Genomic DNA, 22,947 nt, shown 5'->3' on the forward strand with positions numbered 1-22,947 from the left:
GTTTTATCAAACATTTTAACTCATACAACAAATCTAATGAGCCACAGCGCCACCAGTTGGCTTCACCTTTTTGAGGAATAAAATAGCAATTCCACTGAGTAATAATGCAATACCAATAAAGTAAAAACAATCGTTAAAAGCCATTACAAATGCTTCTCGGCGGACTATATTGGATATAGATGCGATCGCCTGATTTTGGGCTGTACTTAAATCTGCTCCTTTACTGACAAAATACTGAGTCATTTGGTCAATTCGCTGTTGAGTTTCTGGGTTATATAAAGATACTCCATCACCCAATCTATTCGAGTGAAATTGCTCTCTATTAGCTAATAAAGTCGCTAAAGAAGCAATTCCGATAGAACCGCCAAGATTCCGCATCATATTAAATAAACCACTTGCCGAACCTGCTTCTTTCGGACTCAAACCAGCAGTAGCAATAGAACTAAGCGGCACCATAATTAGGGGTTGTCCCATTGCACGGACAAATTGCGACCAGCGTAATTGATCTAATCCTGTTTCATTAGTCATTCCAGAGTTCATAAATGCACTGATGGAAAACAAAGTCACACCAAAAGCTACCATGAAACGCACGTCAATACGTTGCATCAATTTCGGTATCAGGGGAATAATAAATAGTTGGGGAATACCAGCCCAAATTAATACTTCACCAATTTGCAAAGCATTGTATTTTTGAATTTGAGCGAGATACAACGGTAAAATATAAATTGAACCATACAATCCTACTCCCAACGACACATTGACAATACTGGCTAAACCAAAGTTCCGTCTGGATAAAAGCCGTAAATTAATAAATGGTTGTTTACGAGTTAATTCTATAAAGAAAAATATCGCCAAAAAAATTACTGCGATCGCACTTAAACGCACAATCAAAGCTGAACCAAACCAATCTTTGCGGCTACCTTCTTCTAAAACAACTTGCAGGGAACCTAAGCCAATAGCCATTGCAATAATTCCCCACCAGTCACCTTGTTTAAGTAAATTAATTTGAGGTTTTTCTTGCTTAATTCCGTACCAAACACCAGCCAGCATTAATGCCCCTGGAATTACATTTATATAAAAGTTGTATTCCCAACCAAAATTTTCTGTTAACCAACCTCCCAATGTTGGCCCAATTGAAGGTGCAAAAACTGCACTAAACCCAAATGCAGCCAGCCCAACCGATTGTTTAGATTGGGGTAAAGTTGTTAAGACAACTGTCATAGCGGTGGGAATTAATACTCCTCCACTAAAACCTTGCAAGGCGCGAAAGAAAATCATGGAATTAAGATCCCATGCCCAACCACAGCAAATAGAAAAGAAGATAAATAGTGCAGTATTGACTAATAAATAACGTTGTAGAGAAAATACTCGTGATAACCATCCTGTTAGAGGAATTACCACGATTTCTGCTACGAGATACGCTGTAGAAATCCAAGAACCTTCTTCGAGAGTTGCGCCTAAACTTGCTTGAATATCTTGCAGTGAAGCATTAGTTATTTGAATATCTAATACCGCCATAAATGCACCAAGCATACTGGCTAATACACCAATCCAGGTTTTTAGCGGTACATACTCTGGTGGTAAAGCAGGATTTTGCCCTTGCTGACGAATTACACCTGTATTAGCCATAACTTTGTTCCAGTTTCAAGGTTAAGTAGCAAAAAACTTTATTATTAAATCTTATACCAATATGTTCTCTGCCTCTGCGTGAGCTTGAATAAGCAACACTAAAAATTAAAAAATAATTGCTATAGAAAGCCCCAGTAACATAAATATAAAATTAACTGCGGTTATTTATCTTAAACTTCTTGAGTCGTAATAATCCCCTTTTGCTCATAAATTGGACGCATTATTTTCCTTAAAGCAGGCAACTGTCTGCTAAAAATGATTGACCCTAAAATACAAGCTATTCCATCAATAATTAAAGTATTGGGAGCGCCAATATGACTTGCTAATAAACCTCCTAATAAATTACCCACAGGAATCATTCCCAAAAATGACATTGTGTATAAGCTCATCAATCGTCCGCGTTTATCGTCTTCAACAATGGTTTGTAAAAATGTGTTGCTAGCCGCAATCTGAAGAATTGTTCCTAAGCCAACAAATAACATTGTAAATAAAGAGAGTGGTAAAAATCTAGATAAAGAAAAGGCAATTAGACCAGTTCCTAAAATTGCTGGAGCTAGAGCAATCAATTTCCCAATTCCTAAGATTGTTTGGCGAGTAGCCAGATAAATACCACCAGTTAAGGCTCCAACTCCAGATGCCGCCATCAAAAAACCCAAACTTTCTGCACCACCTTTGAGAACTTCTTCAGCAATAACGGGGACGAGAATAGTATTTTGCAATCCCATCAGGCTGACTAAAGCTGATAGCAATAAGACGGATCGAATGGGTGGGAAGCTAAAGGCATATACAAATCCCTCTTTGACTTTTTGCAAGGGATTACCGTCAGTTACCGAATTTTTCCAAGGTTTAACTTTCATCGCCAATAAAGCGGCGATTACAGCAACGTAGCTCAAACCATCAATTAAAAAACAATAACCAGTTCCAACGCCAGCAATTAATAAACCGCCGATCGCAGGGCCAATTAATCTAGCACCGTTAACCATCGTGGAGTTGATGGCGATCGCATTGGCTAAATCTTCTCTGCGTTCAACTAATTCTGGCACAAAAGCTTGGCGGGCTGGCGCATCTAAGGCGTTAATAAATCCTTGAAACAAACTCAAGGCGATGATGTGCCATACCTCAATCACTCCAGTTAACGCCAGCGCTGCTAATGTTAACGATTGAATCATCGCCAAGACTTGCGTACCAATTAAGGTACGATACCGAGAAAAGCGATCCACAAATACTCCCCCAAAGGGAGCTAAAAAAAAGTTAGGAATTTGACTAGAAAATCCCACAACTCCCAGCATTAATGGGGATTTTGTCAAGTCATAAACTAGCCAAATAGTGGCAAGTTGCGTCATCCACGTCCCAATTAGGGAAATACCTTGCCCAGCAAAAAACAGCTGGTAGTTTCTTGACCTTAATGCAGGTAGTAGCGATTTTTTCATCTCAGGCTTGTTTTATACCAATCTGCTTTCATAGATATCATCTCACCTCATCTCTATACGCCTCTCTTTAGATGTAGGAGAATGTCATGGACAGAAAGAGGTTTTTCATCTTGTTTACAGGCAATTTCGTATTTAATGATGTCCGGTTGATTACTTACTAAACCCCAAGAACCCCACCCCGCCAAAGCTACGCTTTGTCTCCCCTCCCGAAGAGCGGCTACGGTGTACACACAAGTCTGATAACCTTATCCCGTATCGTTTTGATCCCCCCTAACCCCCCTTAAAAAAGGGGGAACTAGAATCAAAGTCCCCCTTTTTAAGGGGGATTTAGGGGGATCAAATCACATTTTGCACTCAGCATAGAGATGTGTGTACACCGTAGCCTGCCTGCGGGGAGGGGTTCTTTTATTATGGGTAATTTGGCGAACATGATATTACTTGACTTCCACCGCAACTTCCGCAGACATCCCAGGAGTAATCCGCGATTCGTATCCTTGAATGCTCTTTTGATCGAAAACTACTTTTACTGGAATGCGTTGGACAACTTTAGTAAAGTTACCTGTAGCATTATCCGGTGGCAATAAGGCAAACTGAGCGCCGGAAGCTGGCGAAATACTGTCAACACGACCGATAAAGGTGTGATGAGGGAAACTATCCAGCTTGATTTCTACTGGCTCTCCTGGCCGCATCTTTTCTAGTTGAGTTTCTTTGAAGTTCGCAACTACCCAATAGTTGTTATCCACGATCGCCATTAATGGTGTTCCTGCTGCGACGCGGTTGCCAACTTCCACGTTTTTTCTACCTACCCGTCCGGCACTAGGGGCGGTAACATTGGCATAAGATAGTTGCAATTGTGCGTCTTTCAGCGATGCTTCTGATTGCGCGATCGCTGCTTTTGCCGCTTCGTATTGACTGCGCTTAACTGTGGTATCTTGTCCCCCGGCGGTCGCTTGTTGCAATCCTCCCTTAGATGCTGCCAATTTAGCTTGGGCGTTGGTGACATTTTCTTGCGCCTGTGCTAGTTGAGACTGGGCTTGGGCGACACCAACCTTGGCTGAGGCTAACTTGGCTTTAGCTTGTTCTACTCCCTGAATTGCGGCGTTTTTCTGTGCCGTCGCCACATCATAAGCAGCCTTGGCTGTATCTAATTGCTGACGAGGAATCGCACCTGTTTTATACAATTCGTTGTAACGATTGTAATCTGCTTGAGCTTTTGACAAATTGGCGTTTGTTTGGGCTACCTGCGCTTGAGCGGCGGGAATCCCAGCTTGGGCTTCTTGGACTGCTGCTTGGGCGGCAGGAATCCCAGCTTGGGCTTCTTGGACTGCTGCTTGGGCTGTAGAAATTGCTGCTACTGCACCACTGACATCTCCTTGCGCTTGAGTTGTCTTACCAGTGGTGGTTTGTGAACTTAAAGCAATATTTGCTTGAGCAGCTTGCGCCTGACCGCGAGCATTTTCGAGGGCGGCTTGTGCCTGTTGCACCTTACTTTGATAGTCTCGTGGATCTAATTTCACTAACAATTGTCCTGGTTGCACCAGTTGGTTGTCATTCACCAGCACTTCACTTACAGTTCCAGGAATGCGGCTACTAACTTGGTGAATATTTCCCGCAACGGTTGCGTTGTCTGTTTCCTGGTGGGTGGAGGCATATTGCCAGTAGTGATAACCAAAAGTACCTGCGGCGATCGCACCCACACCTAATCCTGCCAAAATTAAACCAGTCGGTCTTTTCCGTTTTGGTGGAACTTCTTTCTCGATCTCAGGAGTTACAACAGGTGCTTCTACTGGTGCGGATGTCTCTGTGGTGACAGTTTCTAAAGTCTCTAAATCAGGAATCACTTCTTTTTCTAAAACTGGGGTTTTGTGTCCGTTGCGTCCGTTAAAAGTATTTGCACCCATGATTGCTACCTCGCTTGCTCGTTCAATAATTTGATTGATAGTCGTTTATTTAGAATGCGTAATATTCCCTGAAAAAAATCCTTATTTCCTTAGTATGCGTAATATTATCTCAAAACAAATGTTTACACTGCCTCCCCCGGTCGGGTGATTGTGGGATCATCTTTAAGACAGGTTAGCGATCGCTCGATTCAATATTTGGGAAAACAGTTCTCGGTCGGCAAAAGAAATACCATCCATTGCTTCATCACGTACCGCTGCGGCGATTGGCGGTAAAACAGCTTCTAGTTCCTTTCCTGCATCCGTGAGCCAGATTCGCCAGATGCGGCGATCTTGACTGTCGCGTTCTCGACGCACTAAACCGCGTTCTTCCATCCGATCTAGTACGCCTGTTAAAGTTCCTCCTACTTGTTTGAGTTTGTCCCCAATACTAGAAGTAGGTAAACCATCTTCTTGCCAAAGACAGCACAACACCAACCAGTGAAATGGCGTCAGTCCAAAGGGTTCTAGCCTCTCAGTAAACTTGCGACTCAGCAGTTGTGAGACTAATTTGATTCTGTAGCCCAAATTATATGGTGCCAGATTTTGCTGCCACGACTCTAAGGTTGGGGAGTGATTAGATGTAGAAACCATTTAGAAAAATACTTAGTGTACGTAATATTATAACTAAATTAATATTTTTTAGCAATAGTTACTTTACATCTATCTTAGGGAAGAACTTGAATCAACTGGTACTCTTTTACTGTACCAAGAATGCGGTAAGACTGAGGTAATTTAGCGGGCTGGTCAGCATATATCCAAGCATAGCTTAAAACTGGTATTTGCGAAATAGAGGCTACTTGTTCTTTTAATCCAGACAGTTCGGCTTTCATAACCTTTCGTTCTGGGTAAAAAACAGAGCGTTGCGAGAATGATTGGCTTTATAAATGACCGATCAGTACTTGAAGATTGTACAATCATAAAAATTGAAAAAAGCTTTTGATTTTCCTAATTAACATAATTTATTCAGACATAGACGCGCCTAATGCTAATTTCACAATTACAAAAACTTTTAACAGCACCTATTACTCAAAAAAGTAGACAAAATCAATTTAGATTGACTGTTATTTTTTGGTACAGTCTCAGTCTAATTTTTGCCGTTGGTTATATTTTTATGGGGCTGCGACAAGCTTTCACCAGCAAATATATAGTGAGCGACGATGCACGGGAATATATTTCTTGGATCTATCGTTACTTTAACCCAGATTTATTTCCTGGGGATTTAATTGCTGATTATTTTCAGTCGGTGACACCAATTGGGTATGGTATTGTTTATAAAGTAATTGCAGCTTTAAATATAGATCCAATTTTATTTGGCAAAATTTTTCCATTAGTACTGGCACTAATTACAACCAGCTATTGCTTTGTAGTTTGTATGGAGATATTACCAGTACCAATGGCAGGGTTTATCGCCTCTTTACTTTTAAATCAAAGCCTTTGCCTTCACGATGACCTATTTTCTGCTACTCCTAGAGATTTTATTTATCCCCTAGTTTTAGCTTTTATATATTATTTAATCCGGTCTTCTGGATTTGGTATATTAATTGTATTTGCGCTTCAATGTTTAATCTACCCTATCATAGGTTTTATCAATTTATTAATTTTAGTTTTGAGATTATTTCGCTGGCAGAATGGGCAGATAACTATTTCTCATAACCGAAAAGATTTTATTTTATTTGTAGCAGCCACTATAACTGCTGGCATCCTAATTTTACCTTATACTATTCAATCATCACAATTTGGCCCGACAATTACTGCTGCTGTTGCGAGAACTATGCCAGAGTACTGGGATGGAGGAAGATTCAGGTATTTTACTCATAATATTATTAGTTATTGGTTTGATGGTAGAGATAGCGGTTTTTTTGCTTTAATTGCACCTCCTCAATTATTAGTTGGTTTATTATTACCAATTATCCTGAAATTTCAGTCTCACTTTCTCCTAACCAAAGAACTAAAAGATGAAGTAAAACTATTACTACAGGTAGTAATAGCTAGTTTAATCATGTTTTTTACTGCCCATGCCTTAGCTTTTAAACTGCACTGGCCTAGCCGCTACACCCATCATACTTTTAAGATAGTATTTGCTATTGCAGCAGCAATCTCTATTACCCTAATTTTAGATGCTACATTTCGATGGTCGAGACAAAATGGCAGACAAATTTTAATCTTAGGGACTATTACAATCCTTGGTGCAGGACTCGTTTTGTACCCTAGTAGCTTAAAAGTTTTTCCCAAAACCCCTTATTTAGCAGGTCAAGCCCCAACATTATATAATTTTTTGCAAAAGCAACCGCAAAATATTGTCATAGCCTCTACTTCCCAAGAAGCAGATAACATACCCATCTTCGCTAAAAGAACAATTTTGGTGGGTAAAGAATATGCATTACCAATCCATACAAAATATTACGCTCAATTTCGCCAGCGGATGATTGACCTGATTAATGCCCAATATACTGATGATATTAATCAGATTAAAGACTTTATTCAAAAATACCACGTAACTTTTTGGTTATTAGACCGTTCTGCATTCCTTCCAGAATATATAACTAAAAACACTTGGCTACAACAATATCAGCCAGCGGCACAACAAGCGAACGCAAATTTACAGAAGGCTCTACCTGTTTTAGCGACATTAATTAAATCTTGTGCAGTTATTGAGACTGATAATTTAGTCCTTCTCAAAACAGAATGTATCAAAACAGTAGCGAAGACTTGAATATAATGTCTTAGGGCAGAACTTGAATCAACTGGTACTCTTTGACAGCGCCGATAATGCGGTGAGGTCGAGATAATTGAGAGGACTGTTTAGCATAGATCCAAGCATAGCTCAAAGTAGGTACTTGGGAAATAGAGACTACTGGTTGAGGGCGAGTAGGAAGATAGAAATTAAGCAATACTTTTGTTTTAGCGTCCATTTCCACATAGTACGTAGGATGAGATTGGAGAATTGAAGCGATCGCACTTTGTTGTAAAAAAGTTTTTAAACTAGAGTTATAGTCACTTAACAGACCGATGCTACCTATCGCCGCCAAGGCCAGCCAACAGGGAATTAACCAACCTGCAATCCAATAACGCGCTGTGAGAAATTTTTTGTCAAAGTGGTAACGAGCAATCCACACCACAGGTAAAATTAACCAACCCAAGCCCATAGCCAAGCCAATACTTGCATACTTGCGGATATCAGAACTACCCCAGCTAAAAATGCCAATACTCGCGATAACAAGTAAAACACCTAATCCACCCAAGGCATAACTGAGGTTTCGGGGAAGATTATTTATTGAAAAAAGGTTCAATATCTTTTTTTTACTTTTTTGAAGAGGGAATTGTGAGGGAATTCCTGTCTGGTAAATATTGCCTAGCCAGTTTAAACCCACGGATGCAAACAAAGCGATGAACGGATAAAGGCAAAGACTATAGTGAGATAAACGAGTGCTAAAAATACTAATTTCTACAAATAAAACAAGTGGAAAGCCAACTAATATTAACTGGTAACGAGGAATGGGACGACGGAGAGTTAAAAATAAACCTAAAAGTCCGAAAAAAGCCCAAGGAAATGCTTTTACAGGAATATTCCAGACATAGAATAATAGTCCATTAGACTCCCGTTCTTCAGAACTTAGTTGTACAACAAACTTGAGTAACTCCTCAAAACTATTATTTCCGAAGTGCAGCCAGCTTAACCACAGCCAAACACAGGTTGGTATTAAACCTAAGAAAAAGCCTAAATATAAAATTGGGTTAGTAAGATGACGATGACGGCGATGTTCCCAAATTAAATAAGGTAATAAAGCTATAATTGGCAAAAAAATCATAAAGCTTCTAACTAAAAAGCCTAAACCTAAACTTAAACCAGCTAGAAAACTCCACCAGTAGCGATATTTGGGATGCAATTCCGTTTTGATTAAAGACAAAATAGCTAAAAGCACCAAGAGAACCATCGGTACATCAGGTGTGCTTAAGCGAGAGTATTGCAGCCAGAGAAATTCCACACTTAAAATTGCAGCAGCTAGCCAACCTAATTTTTTGCCTAGCATAATTTTGCCAATTTCATACACAAGCCACAAACTAAAAATGGCAGCAATCATACTAGGAAGACGCGCACTAGTATCACTGATACCAAACAGCTTGTAAAAACTGGCAATTAACCAATAAGGGCCAGGAGTTTTATGATGTGCTCTTTCCCAAGGAGCTATCCAATTACCAGAATCAAACATCAGACGGGCACGTGATGCGTAAAGCCCTTCATCATGTGCCATCAGGCTATTATGTCCAGAAGTAAATAGTAATAAGGGCAGTATCCAAACTAACAAACTAAAATAGGGTAATGATGCGACTAGGCGGATTTGTCGCCAAATATGCTGCAAGAAGTGTAGTTTATATAACATTGAATTGAGAAAAATTGAATACTGCTATTTAGGTATCCTGCTGTTATTAAAATATGTTACATAGTGTTTGTGAAAAAATATCTGAAATTGCCGCAAATTTCGGAAACAGTACTCCAAAACAGAGATTTATGCAGTTAAGACCGAATCAGCGCCTGAAATTAGATGACACAGATGATAAACTGTTCTACGCCTATCCCCGCTTCGTCACCCATGTCGATGAAGGATTTATTCAACAGCTAACGGATTTATACCGCGATCGCCTCAAACCCAACACCCGCATTTTTGATATGATGAGCAGTTGGGTGTCTCATCTACCAGAAGAGATGAAGTTTGACCATGTGGAGGGACACGGACTCAATGGTGAGGAATTAGCACGTAATGCCCGCTTAAATCATTACTTTGTGCAAAATCTTAACGAAAATCCGCAGCTACCTTTACCAGATGGAGATTTTGATGCTGTTCTCAATTGCGTATCTGTGCAATATATGCAATATCCAGAAGCAGTATTTTCCGAGATTTACCGCATCTTGAAACCCGGTGGTGTTGCAATTATCAGCTTTTCTAACCGGATGTTTTTTGAAAAGGCGATTCAAGCTTGGCGGGAGGCTTCAGAAGGACAGCGAGTCGAATTAGTCAAAGCTTACTTCGCCTCAGTTCCAGGATTTACAATCGCAGAAGTAATAGCTCATAAATCAACATTACCGAATATCTTACAGTGGTTGGGTGCATCTGGAGGAGATCCGTTTTATGCTGTTATAGCTTACCGTAGTTAAGCCAAATATTCACTAGTGCAAAAAGGCTTGTAGTAAGCACTTTAGTGCTTAAAAAATAAGGACTAAAGTCCTTACTACGAACTTACCTTCTCAAAATTAAAATGCTTTTGTATATGCATAATTTCTGTAAATGAATTATTGGTTAATGAAATCAGAACCAGAAGCCTATAGCATTGTTGACCTTCAACAGCAAAAAGAGACTATCTGGGACGGCGTTCGCAATTATCAAGCTCGCAACTTTTTGCGCCTTATGGATGAAGGAGACTTAGCTTTTTTCTATCACTCCAGCACTAATCCTCCCGGTATTGCTGGGTTAATGCGTGTAGTGAAAAAAGATATTGCTGACCCGACCCAGTTTGAGCCAGAAAGTAAATACTACGATCCTAAATCAAGTTCGGAATCACCTCGCTGGCAAACAGTTGTAGTAGAATTTGTTGAGACTTTTTCTAACCCTATCTTGTTATCAATACTCAAAGATAAGTTTAGCGCCGAAGAGTTAATGTTGGTGAGACAAGGAAATCGATTATCAGTGATGCCTGTCCCTGAAGCAGTAGCTTTGAAGATTCTGGCGATGAAAAACTCATAGTTAAAATAATTCGTAATTCGTAATTCGTAATTCGTAAAATATTTTGAAGGAAGGTTGATTAACTGAACATAATGTGATTTATTCTTACCCACTTACTTCACACCCATTGCACAGGATTTAATTGATAGTAACGTTGCAGTTGCTCATAAAGTGCCGGATGCTTAGACAGCAATTGATGCGGTTTCTCAAAGAATGTCTCAGTTGCTACGGCGAAAAATTCTGCGGGATTTGTTGCGCCATAGCTATCCATTACCGTCTTTGCACCTTGTAGAACATCATTACAAAGTTGCTGATATACTTCTGTCATTACCTTCGCCCAAATAGCATAGTCTGAGTTGTTTTGCAGTATCGGAACTCCGTCAGCTTTACCATCTTCTTGATCTAATTGATGGGCGAATTCATGAAGCACAACATTACGGCCATCTCTCCAGTTATTAATGTCTTGTTTCACCTGTTCCCAAGACACTACTACTTGGTCATTTGTCCACGATTCACCAAGTCTTGCTACACGCCTTTCCTCAACAACATATTTTCCGACGGAATTCGTTTCCTGAACAAAATAAGCGTTGGGATACACCAGAATTGACCGAAGTCTGGGGAAGTATCGCCCACGTTCATTTAATAGAAGTAAACAAGCGACAGCAGCAAGAGTCAATTTCATTTCCTCCGTCACCTGTAATCCTCTACAGCCAATAAATTGCTTTTCTGCTAAGAATACTTGAATATGTCCCTGAAGTCGTCTGATTTCATCGGGAGAGAGACACAGATAAATAGGAAGATTATTTTCAATAATGGCATTCCACAGTGGAGGAAAAGGACGATGTTTGAGACGGTTTCTTCGCCTTTTGACTATAACGGGATTGGCTAAAATCCCAATCAGAATCAGCCCAATGATGATAAATACAACTATTGTTTGAATCATTGACTTTGAGCAGTTTACATATTTAATACAAATTCTGTGTTAAGATTCGCCAAACTATATGAGTAACTTTAATCCTGGCTTAGGGGAGTAAGTATTCAAAACACTTACTCCCCTACACTTAGTGTTAAACAACTATGACGCTCGGTTAGCCTGAACTATGAAAGTTTTTCCCCGTTAAACAAGGCTTCAACTTTTTTATTAGGATAAGTCTTTTTATTCCATTCTAGGTTAGCGATCGCTTGTTCTCTCGTCCAAGATGGTTCAAAGCCAACACGTGCCCCATCCCAAATCAACTCATAGCCGACTTTTTGACCGTTAAACAAACCTTCGATTTTCTTATTAGGATAAGTCTTTTTGTTCCATTCTAGGTTAGCGATCGCTTGTTCTCTTGTCCAAGTGGGTTCTGTACCAACACGTACACCATCCCAGAACAATTCAAACTTGCCAATCTCGGCTGGAGCTTTAACAGGAGGTTGAGAGGGATTCGAGGGACTACCTGTACTTGATGGTAAATTCAGAGCAAAATCTTTACTCTTACATTTGCTAACTGCACACGCTTCAGCTTTACCTTCAAAACGCACTGGACTGCCCTTAATGCAACCTTTTACCTGGGCATGAGAACCAGCAACACTAATTGTGCCGAAAGTTGCACAACCGCCATCACGACCAATGTATTGTTTTTGACTAGTGACTGGCCCAAACTGTGCATAAAATTCGTAGCCTGCGCCTTTCTCTTCCGCACAAACCCCCACATTTGCCACATCTATACAATGACGGTTGCTTGCTGACTCTGCCATTGCAGGTTTCCCAAAAGTCATAGTGAGTAGAGGAAGACTTGTGCTAATGAGTGCAACTACTTGTAACAGGGACTTGTTGAGTTTGGTGTTTTTGGTAATAGACATGATGGAAGCTCCTAATTGTTTATCGAGTAAAAATTAATTTGTGTAAACACGCATCCGCCAAGATGATGTGCAGTAATTGCAACCATCGGCGTTAGCAAAGGGAAAGATTGAGTCTGACTAAAATTTTTTGGGAGAGCAAAAGTGGATTTGACTTTTACTAAACCCTGTTAGACTTATCTCTAGCGATTGAGGTAGTTTGGTTAACTCACCAACCGTTGTCCTCGTTTCGATAGCTTTAAAATATCCGGCAATCAAGGTTGCCCACATCGAATAAATGTCATGTACCTGGCATGACATTTGTCATCGGGAATTGGGTATGGGGCATTGATAAGAGGCAGAGGGGCAGGTGGTCACTGAGCGTAGTCGAAGTGGGGAAGGGTGCAGAGGAGAGGAATTTTCCCCGTGTTCGCTACTTTTCTAAGGGACTTGCAAAAAATAAATTATCCCAAATTATTTCATAGATTTGTAGGGGCGCAAGGCCTTCAAAGGTGTCAACTTAAGCTGGAAATGCTTATCTGTTGGCTTCCATACCCACCCGGAAATAAATTTCCGGTCTAATAGCTTAAGTCTACTGAAGTAGACTGGAGATTTTTAGTCATCTTCAGATGACTTTAGCTATGAGACGGGAATTTCAATTCCCGGCGGACAAGCGGTTTCGCGTTAAGTTGACACCAATGAAGACCTTGCGCCCCTACGACGGGATATTTTTTTAACTGGAAGTCCCTAACCAAGACATAAACGAATTCGCAACTATAGCTGCTTGGGTGCGATCGCGTAAATTTAACCGCGCTAAGATATTGCTGATGTGATTTCTCACTGTCCCTTCGGAAAGAAAGACTGCTTGGGCAATTTCGCGGTTACTAGCACCATTGGCAATCATCCTTAAAATTTCTCGTTCCCTCGCAGTCAGTTCTGTCATTCCTGGGGGTAACTCCTGCGGTTTGTCTGTTTCGATAACTGACACATTCGCCATCATCTTTTCGACAATTCCCGGCCCAAATTGGGTGTAACCTTTATGAATTGAGCGAATGGCTTCTGCTAATTCTTCCGCAGGTGTATCTTTTAATAAGTAACCTTTAGCACCAAAGCGCAATGCCTCAGCCACATACTTAGCATCATCAAAGGTGGTGAGGATTAAAATTTTCGTACCGGGAAACTTTTGGCAAATTAGTCTTGTGGCTTCCACTCCATCCATCACCGGCATCCGAATATCCATGAGTACCACATCCGGCGGGAGAAATTGCGCTTGTAAACCCTCTATTAGTTGAATTGCCCTTTCGCCATTCTCTGCTTCGCCAACAACCTGTAAATCTGGCTTAGTCGTTAACAAGGTTTTCAAACCTCGCCGAACAATCTCTTGATCTTCTGCAATTAATACTCGAATCATGCTACCAGCCTCGGAAATCTTGCGGTAATTCGACAACCAGCCCCAGGTTGACTGTGAATTTCTAATTGCCCACCGACAGTAGTTGTTCTTTCCCGCATTCCTTGCAGTCCAAAACCGTTAGCAGACATATCAATTGACATTCCTGTGCCATTATCTTGGAGAACTAACAATAAACCTTCAGCAGTAGTGTGAATCTGAATCTGCACATGAGTTGCGTCTGCATATTTGCAAATATTTGTCAACCCTTCCTGGATAATTCTGTAGACAACTGTATTGACTTGATTGGATAAGGGATAAGATAAATCGATTTGACATTGGGGGAGGATGCCAGTAGTGCGATAGAATTCTTGGGCGAGAGTAGCGATCGCATTTTCCAAAAGCTTCCCTTGCAATGGATCGGAACGAATTTCCGATACCGACTGACGCACAGCTTTCAGAGCATCAGAACCGAGTTTTTTCGCCTCTTTTAAAAATTCGTAGGCTTGTGTTGGGTCAGTTTGCCATAAAGTCAGGGCAGTTTCCATTTGAATGTTGAGTGCTACTAGAGCGTGTCCTAGAGAATCATGAATATCACGGGCGATGCGATTGCGTTCTTCCACCGCCGCCATTGCTTCTATGCGTTGGTTGAGTTCCTTTTCATGTGCCAAAGCTTTGAGTAACTGTCCTTGCAATCTACAAATCGTTAACTGATTCTCCACCCGCGCCAAAACTTCCTCAACTTGAAACGGCTTAGTAATATAATCTGCTCCCCCAGCCGCAAACGCTTTCACCTTATCAAACACTTCATTTAAAGCACTAATAAAAATGACTGGTATTCTTTCAGTCTGAGGATGAGCTTTTAATTGCTGACAAACCTCATAGCCATTCATCCCCGGCATCTGAATATCCAGCAAAATCAGATCGGGAGGTTGGGCTTTTGTCCCCATTAATGCTGTTTGACCATTAGTCACGCTGCGAACTTCATACCCCTGCTGCATCAACATTGTCGATAACAGGCGCAAATTATCCAATGTATCATCAACAATCAGGATGTCACCTTTAGGGGAATCATTACTATTCATAGGAGACAGGACAGAGGGGTGTAGGGAAAATACATTTTTTCGCGAATAACTGTCTTGAACTAGGAGACTTCTTGTAAAAATCTCAATTTTCAAATCTTTACTTTACGCCTCTGCGTGAGGCAAAAATCTACACCCAAAAAATATAGTTCAAATTATATACTTTTGAACACACGTACACGAGCAAAGGGGTGAAAATGCTCAGAAAGCTAAAACTGGCAACAAAATTTACCTTACTACTAACACTAGTATTTCTGGGTGGGATTTGCTTAAGTGGGATGATTCTGGCTTCAGCAATGCAACACTTGGCAGAAGAAGATGTCAGTACTAAGGCAGAAATTTTAGTCCAGACGATGAATTCTGTGAGGAACTACACCGATAACACCATCGATCCCCTTTTAGCAAATCAACTACTAACTGCGCCAGCATTTATCCCCGAAACCGTTCCTGGGTATGCAGCCAGACAGGTGTTTGAACAATTTCGCACCCACCCCGAATATAAAAGCTTCCTCTATAAAGAAGCGACACTCAACCCAACAAATACCCGCGACCAAGCGGATAACTTTGAAACCAATTTGGTGGAACAATTTCGCCAACAACCACAGACGACTAAACTTTCTGGTTATCGACCTATTTATGGAGAAACCCTGTTTTACATTGCCCAACCGCTAAAAGTAACTCAGCAAAACTGTTTAGTGTGTCATGGCCAGCCAGCATCAGCCCCCAAAAGCATGATTCAAACTTACGGAACACAAGGTGGGTTTGGTTGGAAGTTAAATGAAATAGTCGCAGCACAAACAATTTATGTCCCAGCCGATGAAGTCTTTATGCGTGTGCGTCATACCCTGACGTTAGTGATGAGTATTGTTGTGGCTGTGTTTGCGTTGGGTGTGTGGTTAATCAATCGGTTTTTGAAGGGGACAGTCATTCAACCACTCAAGCAACTAACTGCGATCGCGCAAAAAGTTGGTGCTGGTACAATCACAGTTGAGCAAGTAGAAGGCTTTGACTCACCAGAAATTATCAAAGTAGCGCAACGGGCTGACGAACCAGGACAACTAGCACGCACGTTTCAGTATATGGCGCATGAAGTAGCCGCCCGCGAACAAAACCTCACACAATTAGTCAAACTCCGCACCACCGAATTAGCAGCAAGTATTAAAGAAGCGGAAACAGCTAGGGCGAAAGCGGAAGCTGCTAACAAAACCAAAAGCCTGTTTCTTTCCAACATGAGTCATGAACTGCGAACTCCCCTAAATGTGATGTCGGGTTTTGTCCAGTTGATGATGCGTAGTGGTTCTCTCAATTCCCAACAGCAAAATTATTTAGACACTATCAGGCGCAGTGGCGAACACCTGCTGACTTTAATTAATGATGTGTTGGAAATGTCCAAAATTGAAGCTGGTCGCACCACTCTGAACGAAACTAACTTTAATCTTGCGGCTTTATTAGACTGGCTGCAACAAGTATTTCAATTTAAAGCCAAATCAAAAAATATAGAGCTAATTTTTGCTTTAGCAGCTAATTTACCTCAATATATCTACACAGACGAAAGTAAGTTACGTCAAATTTTAGTTAATCTTTTAGGAAATGCGATTAAGTTCACACCCAAAGGTAAGGTAACGTTGCGGGTGTCAGTAGTAAATCAAGAACCACTTACACTAAATTTCGCGGTAGAAGATACTGGTCTTGGCATTTCATCAGCCGAACTAGAAAACCTATTTGAACCTTTTGTACAAAGCGAAAGTGGCCGCAAATCCCAAGAAGGTACAGGACTAGGATTAGCAATTAGTCGTAGTTTTGTACAGTTGATGGGTGGAGATATTACTGTTAGCAGTCAAGTGGGAGTTGGCTCAATTTTTAAATTCACTATCCAGACTCATGCGGTTGTCACTGCACAAATTGAGATACCAACACCCAGCCAGCAAGTTATAGGATTAATAGCTGGACAACCAACCTATCGAATTCTTGTAGCTGAAGACAAGCCAGAAAATCGGCAGTTACTAATAGAATTGTTGACATCTGTAGGCTTTGAAGTGCGTTGTGCCACCAATGGGCAAGAAGCAATTAACTTGTGGCAAAGTTGGCAACCGCATTTAATTTGGATGGATATGAGAATGCCTGTACTCAATGGCTATGAAGCGACAAAACAAATCAAAGCATCTGGGACTCCCGCAACAATTGTAATTGCACTAAGTGGTAGTGCTTTTGAAGAAGACCGCCAAACAGCATTATCAACTGGTTGTGATGACTTTGTGCGTAAACCTTTCCACACAGAAGAAGTTTTTGCAAAAATGGCACTGCATTTAGGAGTACGTTATCTTTATGCAGCCGAATCAATTAGCAGCATCAACAATCACCACCTTACACCCCAAGATTTAGTAGTTATGCCAGCTGCATGGATAGCACAACTACGTGACTGTGCAACTAAAGTTCATGGTCAGCAAATTCTGCAATTAATTAATCAAATTCCCGCATCACATGCTCATTTAGCGAATGGTTTAACGCAGTTAGTAAAGAACTTTGATTTTGAGAAAATTTTGGAATTAACAATTTAAAATACTTAAGCAATGCGATCGCAATTTATAAAAACTATATTTCCTGGCATACATCACCGTTATTGAATCAGAATTATGCAAGATTGAACCTTGCTGGAAAGACTGTTTTGAAGTCCTTGCTCAACTTTGACAATCAGTTTATCAAAAGCTTCTTGATTTGCTGTCAGTTGTTCTTGAAGAACTTTCTCTAACTCCGGCTTTATTTGCTCACACATATCCTCAATTTTTTTGTCGCTCAAAAAATTAGAACGCATCCAACTAGGTACATCTACATTTGTCTTAATTACTTCTTGAACACTCTTACGATTTAGCTCCATTCCTGCTGCCATCAACGAAGCCCCATATACTAGTGCAATCGGCCAGGTTAAATGCCCAGTTAGGATAAGAGTGATGATGCTAGCCACAGCGCCTCCACCAATTACTACATTGACGATAAATGCTACTGTCTCAGCCAGAATAGCATCTCCAATTTGTAATTCTGGGTTAACAAAAGTTGGGTCAATACTATCCTCGAATCTTAAGCTGCTTCTAGGTATCTGAAACTTTCGACAGATTGGATCGGTTTGTGCGGCCAAATCGGGTTGGATTTTATTGCTAAACCAAGAAGCGCATTGATGATTAATTATCTGCACGGCGCGATCGCTTTTGAGCCACTGTTCTGCCCGACCGATCAAAGCTGTTTCTAAATCGGCTAAAGTCCGTATTTTGTTTTTTTGCCAATCTTTTAAACCTGGTTTAACTGCGTTGATAATCAAGCCATCCGCCAAAGGCTTAGTTAGTGATGCGATTAACTCTGGAATATGCCTTTCAATCAAACCTTTAAGCTGGTTTGAGGTAAATAGTTTGTTCACTTCTTGCTTAAAAGCAGCAGCACGCAAATCCCATCTTCCTACTCTTGCTAAACCCATTGCAATGCAGCGTTCCGGTTCTGGATCGGGGCGAAGCAGCGTTTCTGGTTCGGGAAACATTTCCTGACAAAGAACGTGCGTGAACTTCATGCGAGATGCACCGCCAGTCATCAACAAAAGTTTCGGCACGATTCCAAGTTTTTCCAGCTTTTCTTTCGCCTCCTTTAAAGAGTTGCGAAATGATTTAATCCAACTATGATTTTCCAATTCCGGTAATGGTTGGTTTAAAATTTCCTCCATCATTAATTTATTCACTTGGGGAATAAAATAAATCTGTTCGTTAATCGACTCGAACCCACGCGCAAAGGATTCAGGATCGCTGTATAGCTGTTCATTAGAAAAGTAATCTTCTTTAGCTTTGCGGCAAGCAAGTTCACAACGAGCTTGGTGATGGGGATATTCTTTAAATACTTTTTCGAGTAATGCTTTTTGTTCGTGATTAGCGAGAGTCCGAGCAAAAATAGCCTTGTCAATTAGAGATGCACCTAAAGTATTACTCCCGAAATCTATCGGGATTTCTTCTAAGCTTTTAACCAAAGTAAAATCTGTGGTTGAAGAACCAATATCGACAATTAGCACCGATGCCAGAAGTTTGTCATACTCCAACTTCCCGGCTTCTTTGGCTTGCATGAAAGCGGCCCGCGATTCGGGTACGACATTGAGTTGGAGAATGCCAGCTTCTTGAAGTAGCTTTTGATATTCGGTGCGATCGCTAACTGACCATCCTGAAGGGCAACCAATGTAAAAATAGCTACTTTCTCCACCTGCAAGTTGTTTGCTTTCTTTCAAAAGGCGGTAGTAGGTTGCCACAAAAGTGCTAATTGTTTCCCGATATTTGGGATCGTTGTTGGGTTTTTGCTTGAAAGAGATTGTCAGTTGGGTAACACCAGCTTGAATTAATGCTTGTTCGCCAACAAGATAACCGAGTTTAGGATGCCAACCAAGGGCTGTAATTTGGTTCTTCTTGTTATTAATCTCCAACATCTGGGGAGGTTCGATGCTTTCCACGATCGCTTTAGCTACAGCCGTTTCACCGTGCCCTAAATCAAAACCGATTGTTTCTAAAATTTCCATACCCTTATTGTCTATTATTCTCTAGCAGAGGAATATGCTGGTTCAATTACCCTACCGCGTCTAATCAAGCGATCGCCTTTCAACAAAGCCGGCGTTAGAGTCACGTGTTCTTTGGTATCGGGGTCGATACTTGGCTCAAAGTCAAAATAATCGCGATCGCTATTCGATCGGTAAATTTGAGCGTTAATTCCCTGAGACATTAAAATCTGTGGCAGAAGTTTCGCCAGTTCATAAGCCATTTGGGGTTTATCAAGTTTGGATGCGCCCATTAGTCTTTGGAGAAAATTCAATAACTCTGGCAGTTCTTCTATTGCTAAATCGCCTTCGTGTTTATTTGATTCTTCTAATCTAGCCACTGCTAGGTCGATAGTGTTGAGAGCATCGCCAAGATGATCTAGAAATACTTTGCTATCAATCCGGAGAATCGGTTGAGGTAATTCCAATACTCCTTCAGATATAGAATTATTTTGCTGTTTGTTTGATTCGAGTTGAAGTACAATTTCTAATCCTATAAGTAGAGAGGTTAATAAGATAGCCATCCAAGCACCTGCGGTAGTTTTAGTCAAGGAAAACAACGAACCTAAGATGCCTATATAAATTAGTCCCTTTAGCAGTTTCAGGATGAATCTGCTGCTAAACAACTTTGTCCCTGTATTAGTAATTTGCCTTTGCTCTGTTGGAGCAACTTGAAGATAGTTAGCCGCAGCCAGAGTGGCGATAGATTGTCGCAGCGTATCCAGGAAAAAAGAAGCCAGACGAACTTGAGCCAAATTAAGCTTTTCAATGTAAATTCTTTCGAGATTATCGAGTCGCTTTTGAACCAGTTTAACTATTTGCTCAATGCCGATTGTATTATCAATATCTATCTGGAGTTGGTTGCGTTCTTCGCTAAAAAGTGAAGTGATTGTTTTCATTGCATTGATTAAGACTTTAACGTTATTAATTAGGAGTGAAATAGAACACTCGTTTTTTCATTTCATCCTGTAATCAGATAATGACGAAATAATTCATAATTACTAATTATGAATTAGGTTGATTACAAATTACCCCATCAAAAGGAGGAGCAGAATGTTTATCTGCGTCATTGCAGACTACGGTACAGGAGATCCGGCATTTACTGAAGTCACACAACGTCTGCTGATGACTTTTCCCCATGCCCAAATTCATTTGCTTTCGGTTCCAGCATTCAGTACCTTAGCAACGGGATTCTGGATTGCCCAACTTGGACTTAACCCTGGCCCTAGCGATCGCCTAATTTATCACAACTGTGCGCCTCGTCAGGACGATCCTGAAGCTCGTCGCGATAATGAAGGTGAAGGGCTAACTTATGCCCTTCTATCCAATGGTGTAAAAGTAGTGGGTGTGAATGCAGGCTACACCCTCTCCTTTATCAAAGACCATACAAAGGAGTTGCGAGTGGTCAACGTTTCCCGTGGTGGTTCGCAGTTTCGCTCGCGAGATGTATTTCCTCCGGCTGCGGCTGCGATTATGAATGAAGATTTTAGCCTTTTGGGAGATAGCCTCAAGAGCGAGCAAATTCCAGATGTTCCATCAGATCGCATTGCCTGGATTGATGGCTACGGCAACATTAAAACAACTATTGAGGCGCATACAGTTAACTTGGAGCCTCAAAGCAAGATCGTCATCCGAATTGGAGATGTGGTCAGCGATGCAGTGTATTCTGATGGCAGTTTCAAGGTGTCTGAAGGAACTTTAGCCTTTGCTCCTGGTAGTTCCGGTTGGTCAAGAGGCGATTCAGGAGAACCATTGCGCTTTTTAGAGCTATTTCTGCGAGGAGGGAGTGCTTGGGAACGCTTTGGCCGTCCTCGTGTGAATCAGCAAGTAACTCAAATTGGGTGAAATCGGGTAATTGGCCTCTGTATACTGTCAGTAGACCGAAAAGTTTTCCAGAATCCTTACCAGCCGTTGATTAGAGTTTAGGAACACAATTTGCCTAGAGTCTGCTTTTCAAGGAACGAGCGTTGTTGATGGTTTAAGGGTGCAGTGCAAGCGTAGGCGCAAGCCAATACTACTCGGATTTTGCATTTTGAACCGAATGGCACTAAGAAAAGCCCAAAGGCTTGTGTCTTCTTGTTCCCAGCCTCCAGGCTGGGAATATATTTAAAAGAGGCTCTGCCTCTTGTCTATTTCGATCTACTGACATTTGGTCTTAGCGTCAGTCTTAACGTGTTATTATTTGCTTCGAGATTCCTAGCTGTTTGTTCTGATAAAATACAGTGCTTGTTTTTGTTATCCCACTCAAAAGTGCACAAGTTTCCAATTCCTGGGAGCGTGTTACGCAATTATTTGAAAGATGTATTAAATCAGTTTGCAATCAAACCTCACCAAACTTTCACGTTATTGTTGTTTGTCACGAAAAGCCCAAAATAGAATTTACTCATCCTCATATTACATACATTACAGTTGATTTTTCCCCTCCAAACGAGCCTACCCCTGTAGCCAAAGGAGACACAGACAAAGGGCGTAAAATCTTAAAAGGATTGATGTATGCTCGTCAATTTTATCCCACTCACACTATGACAGTTGATGCTGACGATTGTGTGAGTGGAAAGTTAGCCAAATTTGTTCAACAACACCCTGATTCTAATGGATGGTTTATAAATAAAGGTTATAAATATCAAGAAGGCAATAATTACATCTATATCAAGAGAAGCAATTTTTATAAAATGTGCGGTACTTGTAATATTCTTCGATATGATTTGAATGATTTGCCAGAAACCGCAGAATATAATCGTGGTTACGGATACTATAAATATTATATAGACCACGCTAAAGTTAGAGAGATTTTAAAGAACAAAGGAAAATCCATTAAATCATTACCATTTCCAGGTGCGGTTTATATTTTGGCAACAGGAGAAAATCTTTTTGAAAATTCAAAAAGATTAAGATTTAGCATTTTTAATCGTAAATTATTAAATCAATCATTGAGAGACGAATTCGGATTATACAATCTACAGCAATCCAAAGAGATTTATCAACTCTCAGAATTGTAAATTGTTTTTGAAAAAATCTCATAAATGGTCTTATATGGTGTGTTAGTGGAGTGTAACGCACCAAAAGCTTGAAATTGTTCCGTAGTAGCGTGTCAAGGCTAAAATGTTGCAATAAATTTTCTTGTGGGGCGGGCATCTTGCCCGCCAATTAGGACGGGCTAGAAGCCCATCCCACAAGAGTTTGCTAATGCACAGATTTAGTCTTGACACGCTAGTAGTTTCTGCGCTAACACAACGCCAGTTACCACAACGTAAAGCTTTCTCTTCTCCCAAAGGGAGAGGCTACGCGTAGCTTGCTTCCACAAAGTGGTACAAAGAGGCTTGTCTGCAATACGCTATGCGAATGCCAACGCTGAGAGTGAGTAATCGAGCGTCGGGAACCTC

At 40.8% G+C, this 22,947-nt stretch carries 18 protein-coding genes; 6 read left to right on the forward strand and 12 right to left on the reverse strand.

All coding sequences use genetic code 11. The annotated features are described in order from the left end of the window. Positions 1-33: 33 nt before the first annotated feature. The 5 genes from ACM0OX_RS02825 to ACM0OX_RS02845 form a co-directional block, all read right to left on the reverse strand. Positions 34-1,629 carry a DHA2 family efflux MFS transporter permease subunit gene (locus ACM0OX_RS02825; RefSeq protein WP_414512898.1) on the reverse strand — a complete coding sequence of 532 codons (1,596 nt, stop codon included), beginning with the start codon at positions 1,627-1,629 and terminating at the stop codon, positions 34-36. A gap of 170 nt (positions 1,630-1,799) precedes the next feature. Continuing rightward, positions 1,800-3,059 carry an MFS transporter gene (locus ACM0OX_RS02830; RefSeq protein ID WP_414512900.1) on the reverse strand — a complete coding sequence of 420 codons (1,260 nt, stop codon included), beginning with the start codon at positions 3,057-3,059 and terminating at the stop codon, positions 1,800-1,802. A 434-nt stretch (positions 3,060-3,493) separates the two neighbouring features. Beyond that, the gene (locus ACM0OX_RS02835; RefSeq protein ID WP_414512901.1) at positions 3,494-4,960 is read right to left on the reverse strand and encodes an HlyD family secretion protein; all 1,467 of its coding nucleotides are present in this window, start codon (positions 4,958-4,960) and stop codon (positions 3,494-3,496) included. A 162-nt stretch (positions 4,961-5,122) separates the two neighbouring features. Beyond that, complete coding sequence (locus ACM0OX_RS02840) at positions 5,123-5,590, reverse strand: MarR family winged helix-turn-helix transcriptional regulator (RefSeq protein WP_414512903.1); 468 nt, start codon at positions 5,588-5,590, stop codon at positions 5,123-5,125. Positions 5,591-5,664: 74 nt separating this feature from the next. Continuing rightward, positions 5,665-5,829 carry a hypothetical protein gene (locus ACM0OX_RS02845; protein ID WP_414512905.1) on the reverse strand — a complete coding sequence of 55 codons (165 nt, stop codon included), beginning with the start codon at positions 5,827-5,829 and terminating at the stop codon, positions 5,665-5,667. 224 nt (positions 5,830-6,053) lie between these two features. Between ACM0OX_RS02845 and ACM0OX_RS02850 the strand changes: the two genes are divergently transcribed. Then, on the forward strand, positions 6,054-7,712 hold the full coding sequence (locus tag ACM0OX_RS02850; protein WP_414512907.1) for a hypothetical protein: 1,659 nt from the start codon (positions 6,054-6,056) through the stop codon (positions 7,710-7,712). Between the two features lie 10 nt (positions 7,713-7,722). Here the strand turns inward: ACM0OX_RS02850 and ACM0OX_RS02855 are convergent, their stop codons facing one another. Continuing rightward, entirely contained in the window at positions 7,723-9,381 is a 1,659-nt protein-coding gene (locus ACM0OX_RS02855; protein ID WP_414512909.1) for an ArnT family glycosyltransferase, read from the reverse strand. Between the two features lie 128 nt (positions 9,382-9,509). Here ACM0OX_RS02855 and ACM0OX_RS02860 point away from each other — a divergent pair, with 128 nt between their 5' ends. Together ACM0OX_RS02860 and ACM0OX_RS02865 are read left to right on the forward strand one after the other, a co-directional pair. Then, positions 9,510-10,154, forward strand: a complete 645-nt coding sequence (locus ACM0OX_RS02860) for a class I SAM-dependent methyltransferase (RefSeq protein ID WP_414512911.1) — start codon at positions 9,510-9,512, stop codon at positions 10,152-10,154. 130 nt (positions 10,155-10,284) lie between these two features. Then, on the forward strand, positions 10,285-10,740 hold the full coding sequence (locus tag ACM0OX_RS02865; RefSeq protein ID WP_414512913.1) for an EVE domain-containing protein: 456 nt from the start codon (positions 10,285-10,287) through the stop codon (positions 10,738-10,740). Positions 10,741-10,837: 97 nt separating this feature from the next. Here ACM0OX_RS02865 and ACM0OX_RS02870 read toward each other — a convergent pair whose 3' ends face one another. The 4 genes from ACM0OX_RS02870 to ACM0OX_RS02885 all read right to left on the reverse strand — a co-directional run bounded on the left by ACM0OX_RS02870 (position 10,838) and on the right by ACM0OX_RS02885 (position 15,012). Next, complete coding sequence (locus tag ACM0OX_RS02870) at positions 10,838-11,662, reverse strand: zinc-dependent peptidase (protein ID WP_414512915.1); 825 nt, start codon at positions 11,660-11,662, stop codon at positions 10,838-10,840. Positions 11,663-11,817: 155 nt separating this feature from the next. After that, positions 11,818-12,564 carry a hypothetical protein gene (locus tag ACM0OX_RS02875; RefSeq protein WP_414512917.1) on the reverse strand — a complete coding sequence of 249 codons (747 nt, stop codon included), beginning with the start codon at positions 12,562-12,564 and terminating at the stop codon, positions 11,818-11,820. Between the two features lie 709 nt (positions 12,565-13,273). Further along, positions 13,274-13,951 (reverse strand): response regulator transcription factor, encoded by a 678-nt coding sequence (locus tag ACM0OX_RS02880; RefSeq protein WP_414512919.1) that lies wholly within the window; start codon positions 13,949-13,951, stop codon positions 13,274-13,276. Beyond that, entirely contained in the window at positions 13,948-15,012 is a 1,065-nt protein-coding gene (locus ACM0OX_RS02885) for a response regulator (protein WP_414512920.1), read from the reverse strand. The genes ACM0OX_RS02880 and ACM0OX_RS02885 overlap by 4 nt, the downstream gene beginning before the upstream one ends. Positions 15,013-15,206: 194 nt before the next feature. Here ACM0OX_RS02885 and ACM0OX_RS02890 point away from each other — a divergent pair, with 194 nt between their 5' ends. Then, the gene (locus tag ACM0OX_RS02890) at positions 15,207-17,567 is read left to right on the forward strand and encodes a c-type heme family protein (protein ID WP_414512922.1); all 2,361 of its coding nucleotides are present in this window, start codon (positions 15,207-15,209) and stop codon (positions 17,565-17,567) included. A 59-nt stretch (positions 17,568-17,626) separates the two neighbouring features. Here the strand turns inward: ACM0OX_RS02890 and ACM0OX_RS02895 are convergent, their stop codons facing one another. After that, the gene (locus ACM0OX_RS02895) at positions 17,627-19,549 is read right to left on the reverse strand and encodes an Hsp70 family protein (protein WP_414512924.1); all 1,923 of its coding nucleotides are present in this window, start codon (positions 19,547-19,549) and stop codon (positions 17,627-17,629) included. A 14-nt stretch (positions 19,550-19,563) separates the two neighbouring features. Continuing rightward, the gene (locus ACM0OX_RS02900; RefSeq protein WP_414512926.1) at positions 19,564-20,463 is read right to left on the reverse strand and encodes a hypothetical protein; all 900 of its coding nucleotides are present in this window, start codon (positions 20,461-20,463) and stop codon (positions 19,564-19,566) included. Positions 20,464-20,617: 154 nt separating this feature from the next. Between ACM0OX_RS02900 and ACM0OX_RS02905 the strand changes: the two genes are divergently transcribed. After that, positions 20,618-21,409, forward strand: coding sequence for an S-adenosyl-l-methionine hydroxide adenosyltransferase family protein (locus ACM0OX_RS02905; RefSeq protein ID WP_414512928.1), 792 nt, complete (start codon positions 20,618-20,620; stop codon positions 21,407-21,409). A 377-nt stretch (positions 21,410-21,786) separates the two neighbouring features. Further along, complete coding sequence (locus ACM0OX_RS02910) at positions 21,787-22,563, forward strand: glycosyltransferase family 2 protein (protein ID WP_414512930.1); 777 nt, start codon at positions 21,787-21,789, stop codon at positions 22,561-22,563. Positions 22,564-22,947: the final 384 nt, after the last annotated feature.

Source organism: Nostoc sp. PCC 9305 (assembly GCF_963920915.1).
In the GTDB taxonomy this organism is placed as follows: domain Bacteria; phylum Cyanobacteriota; class Cyanobacteriia; order Cyanobacteriales; family Nostocaceae; genus Nostoc.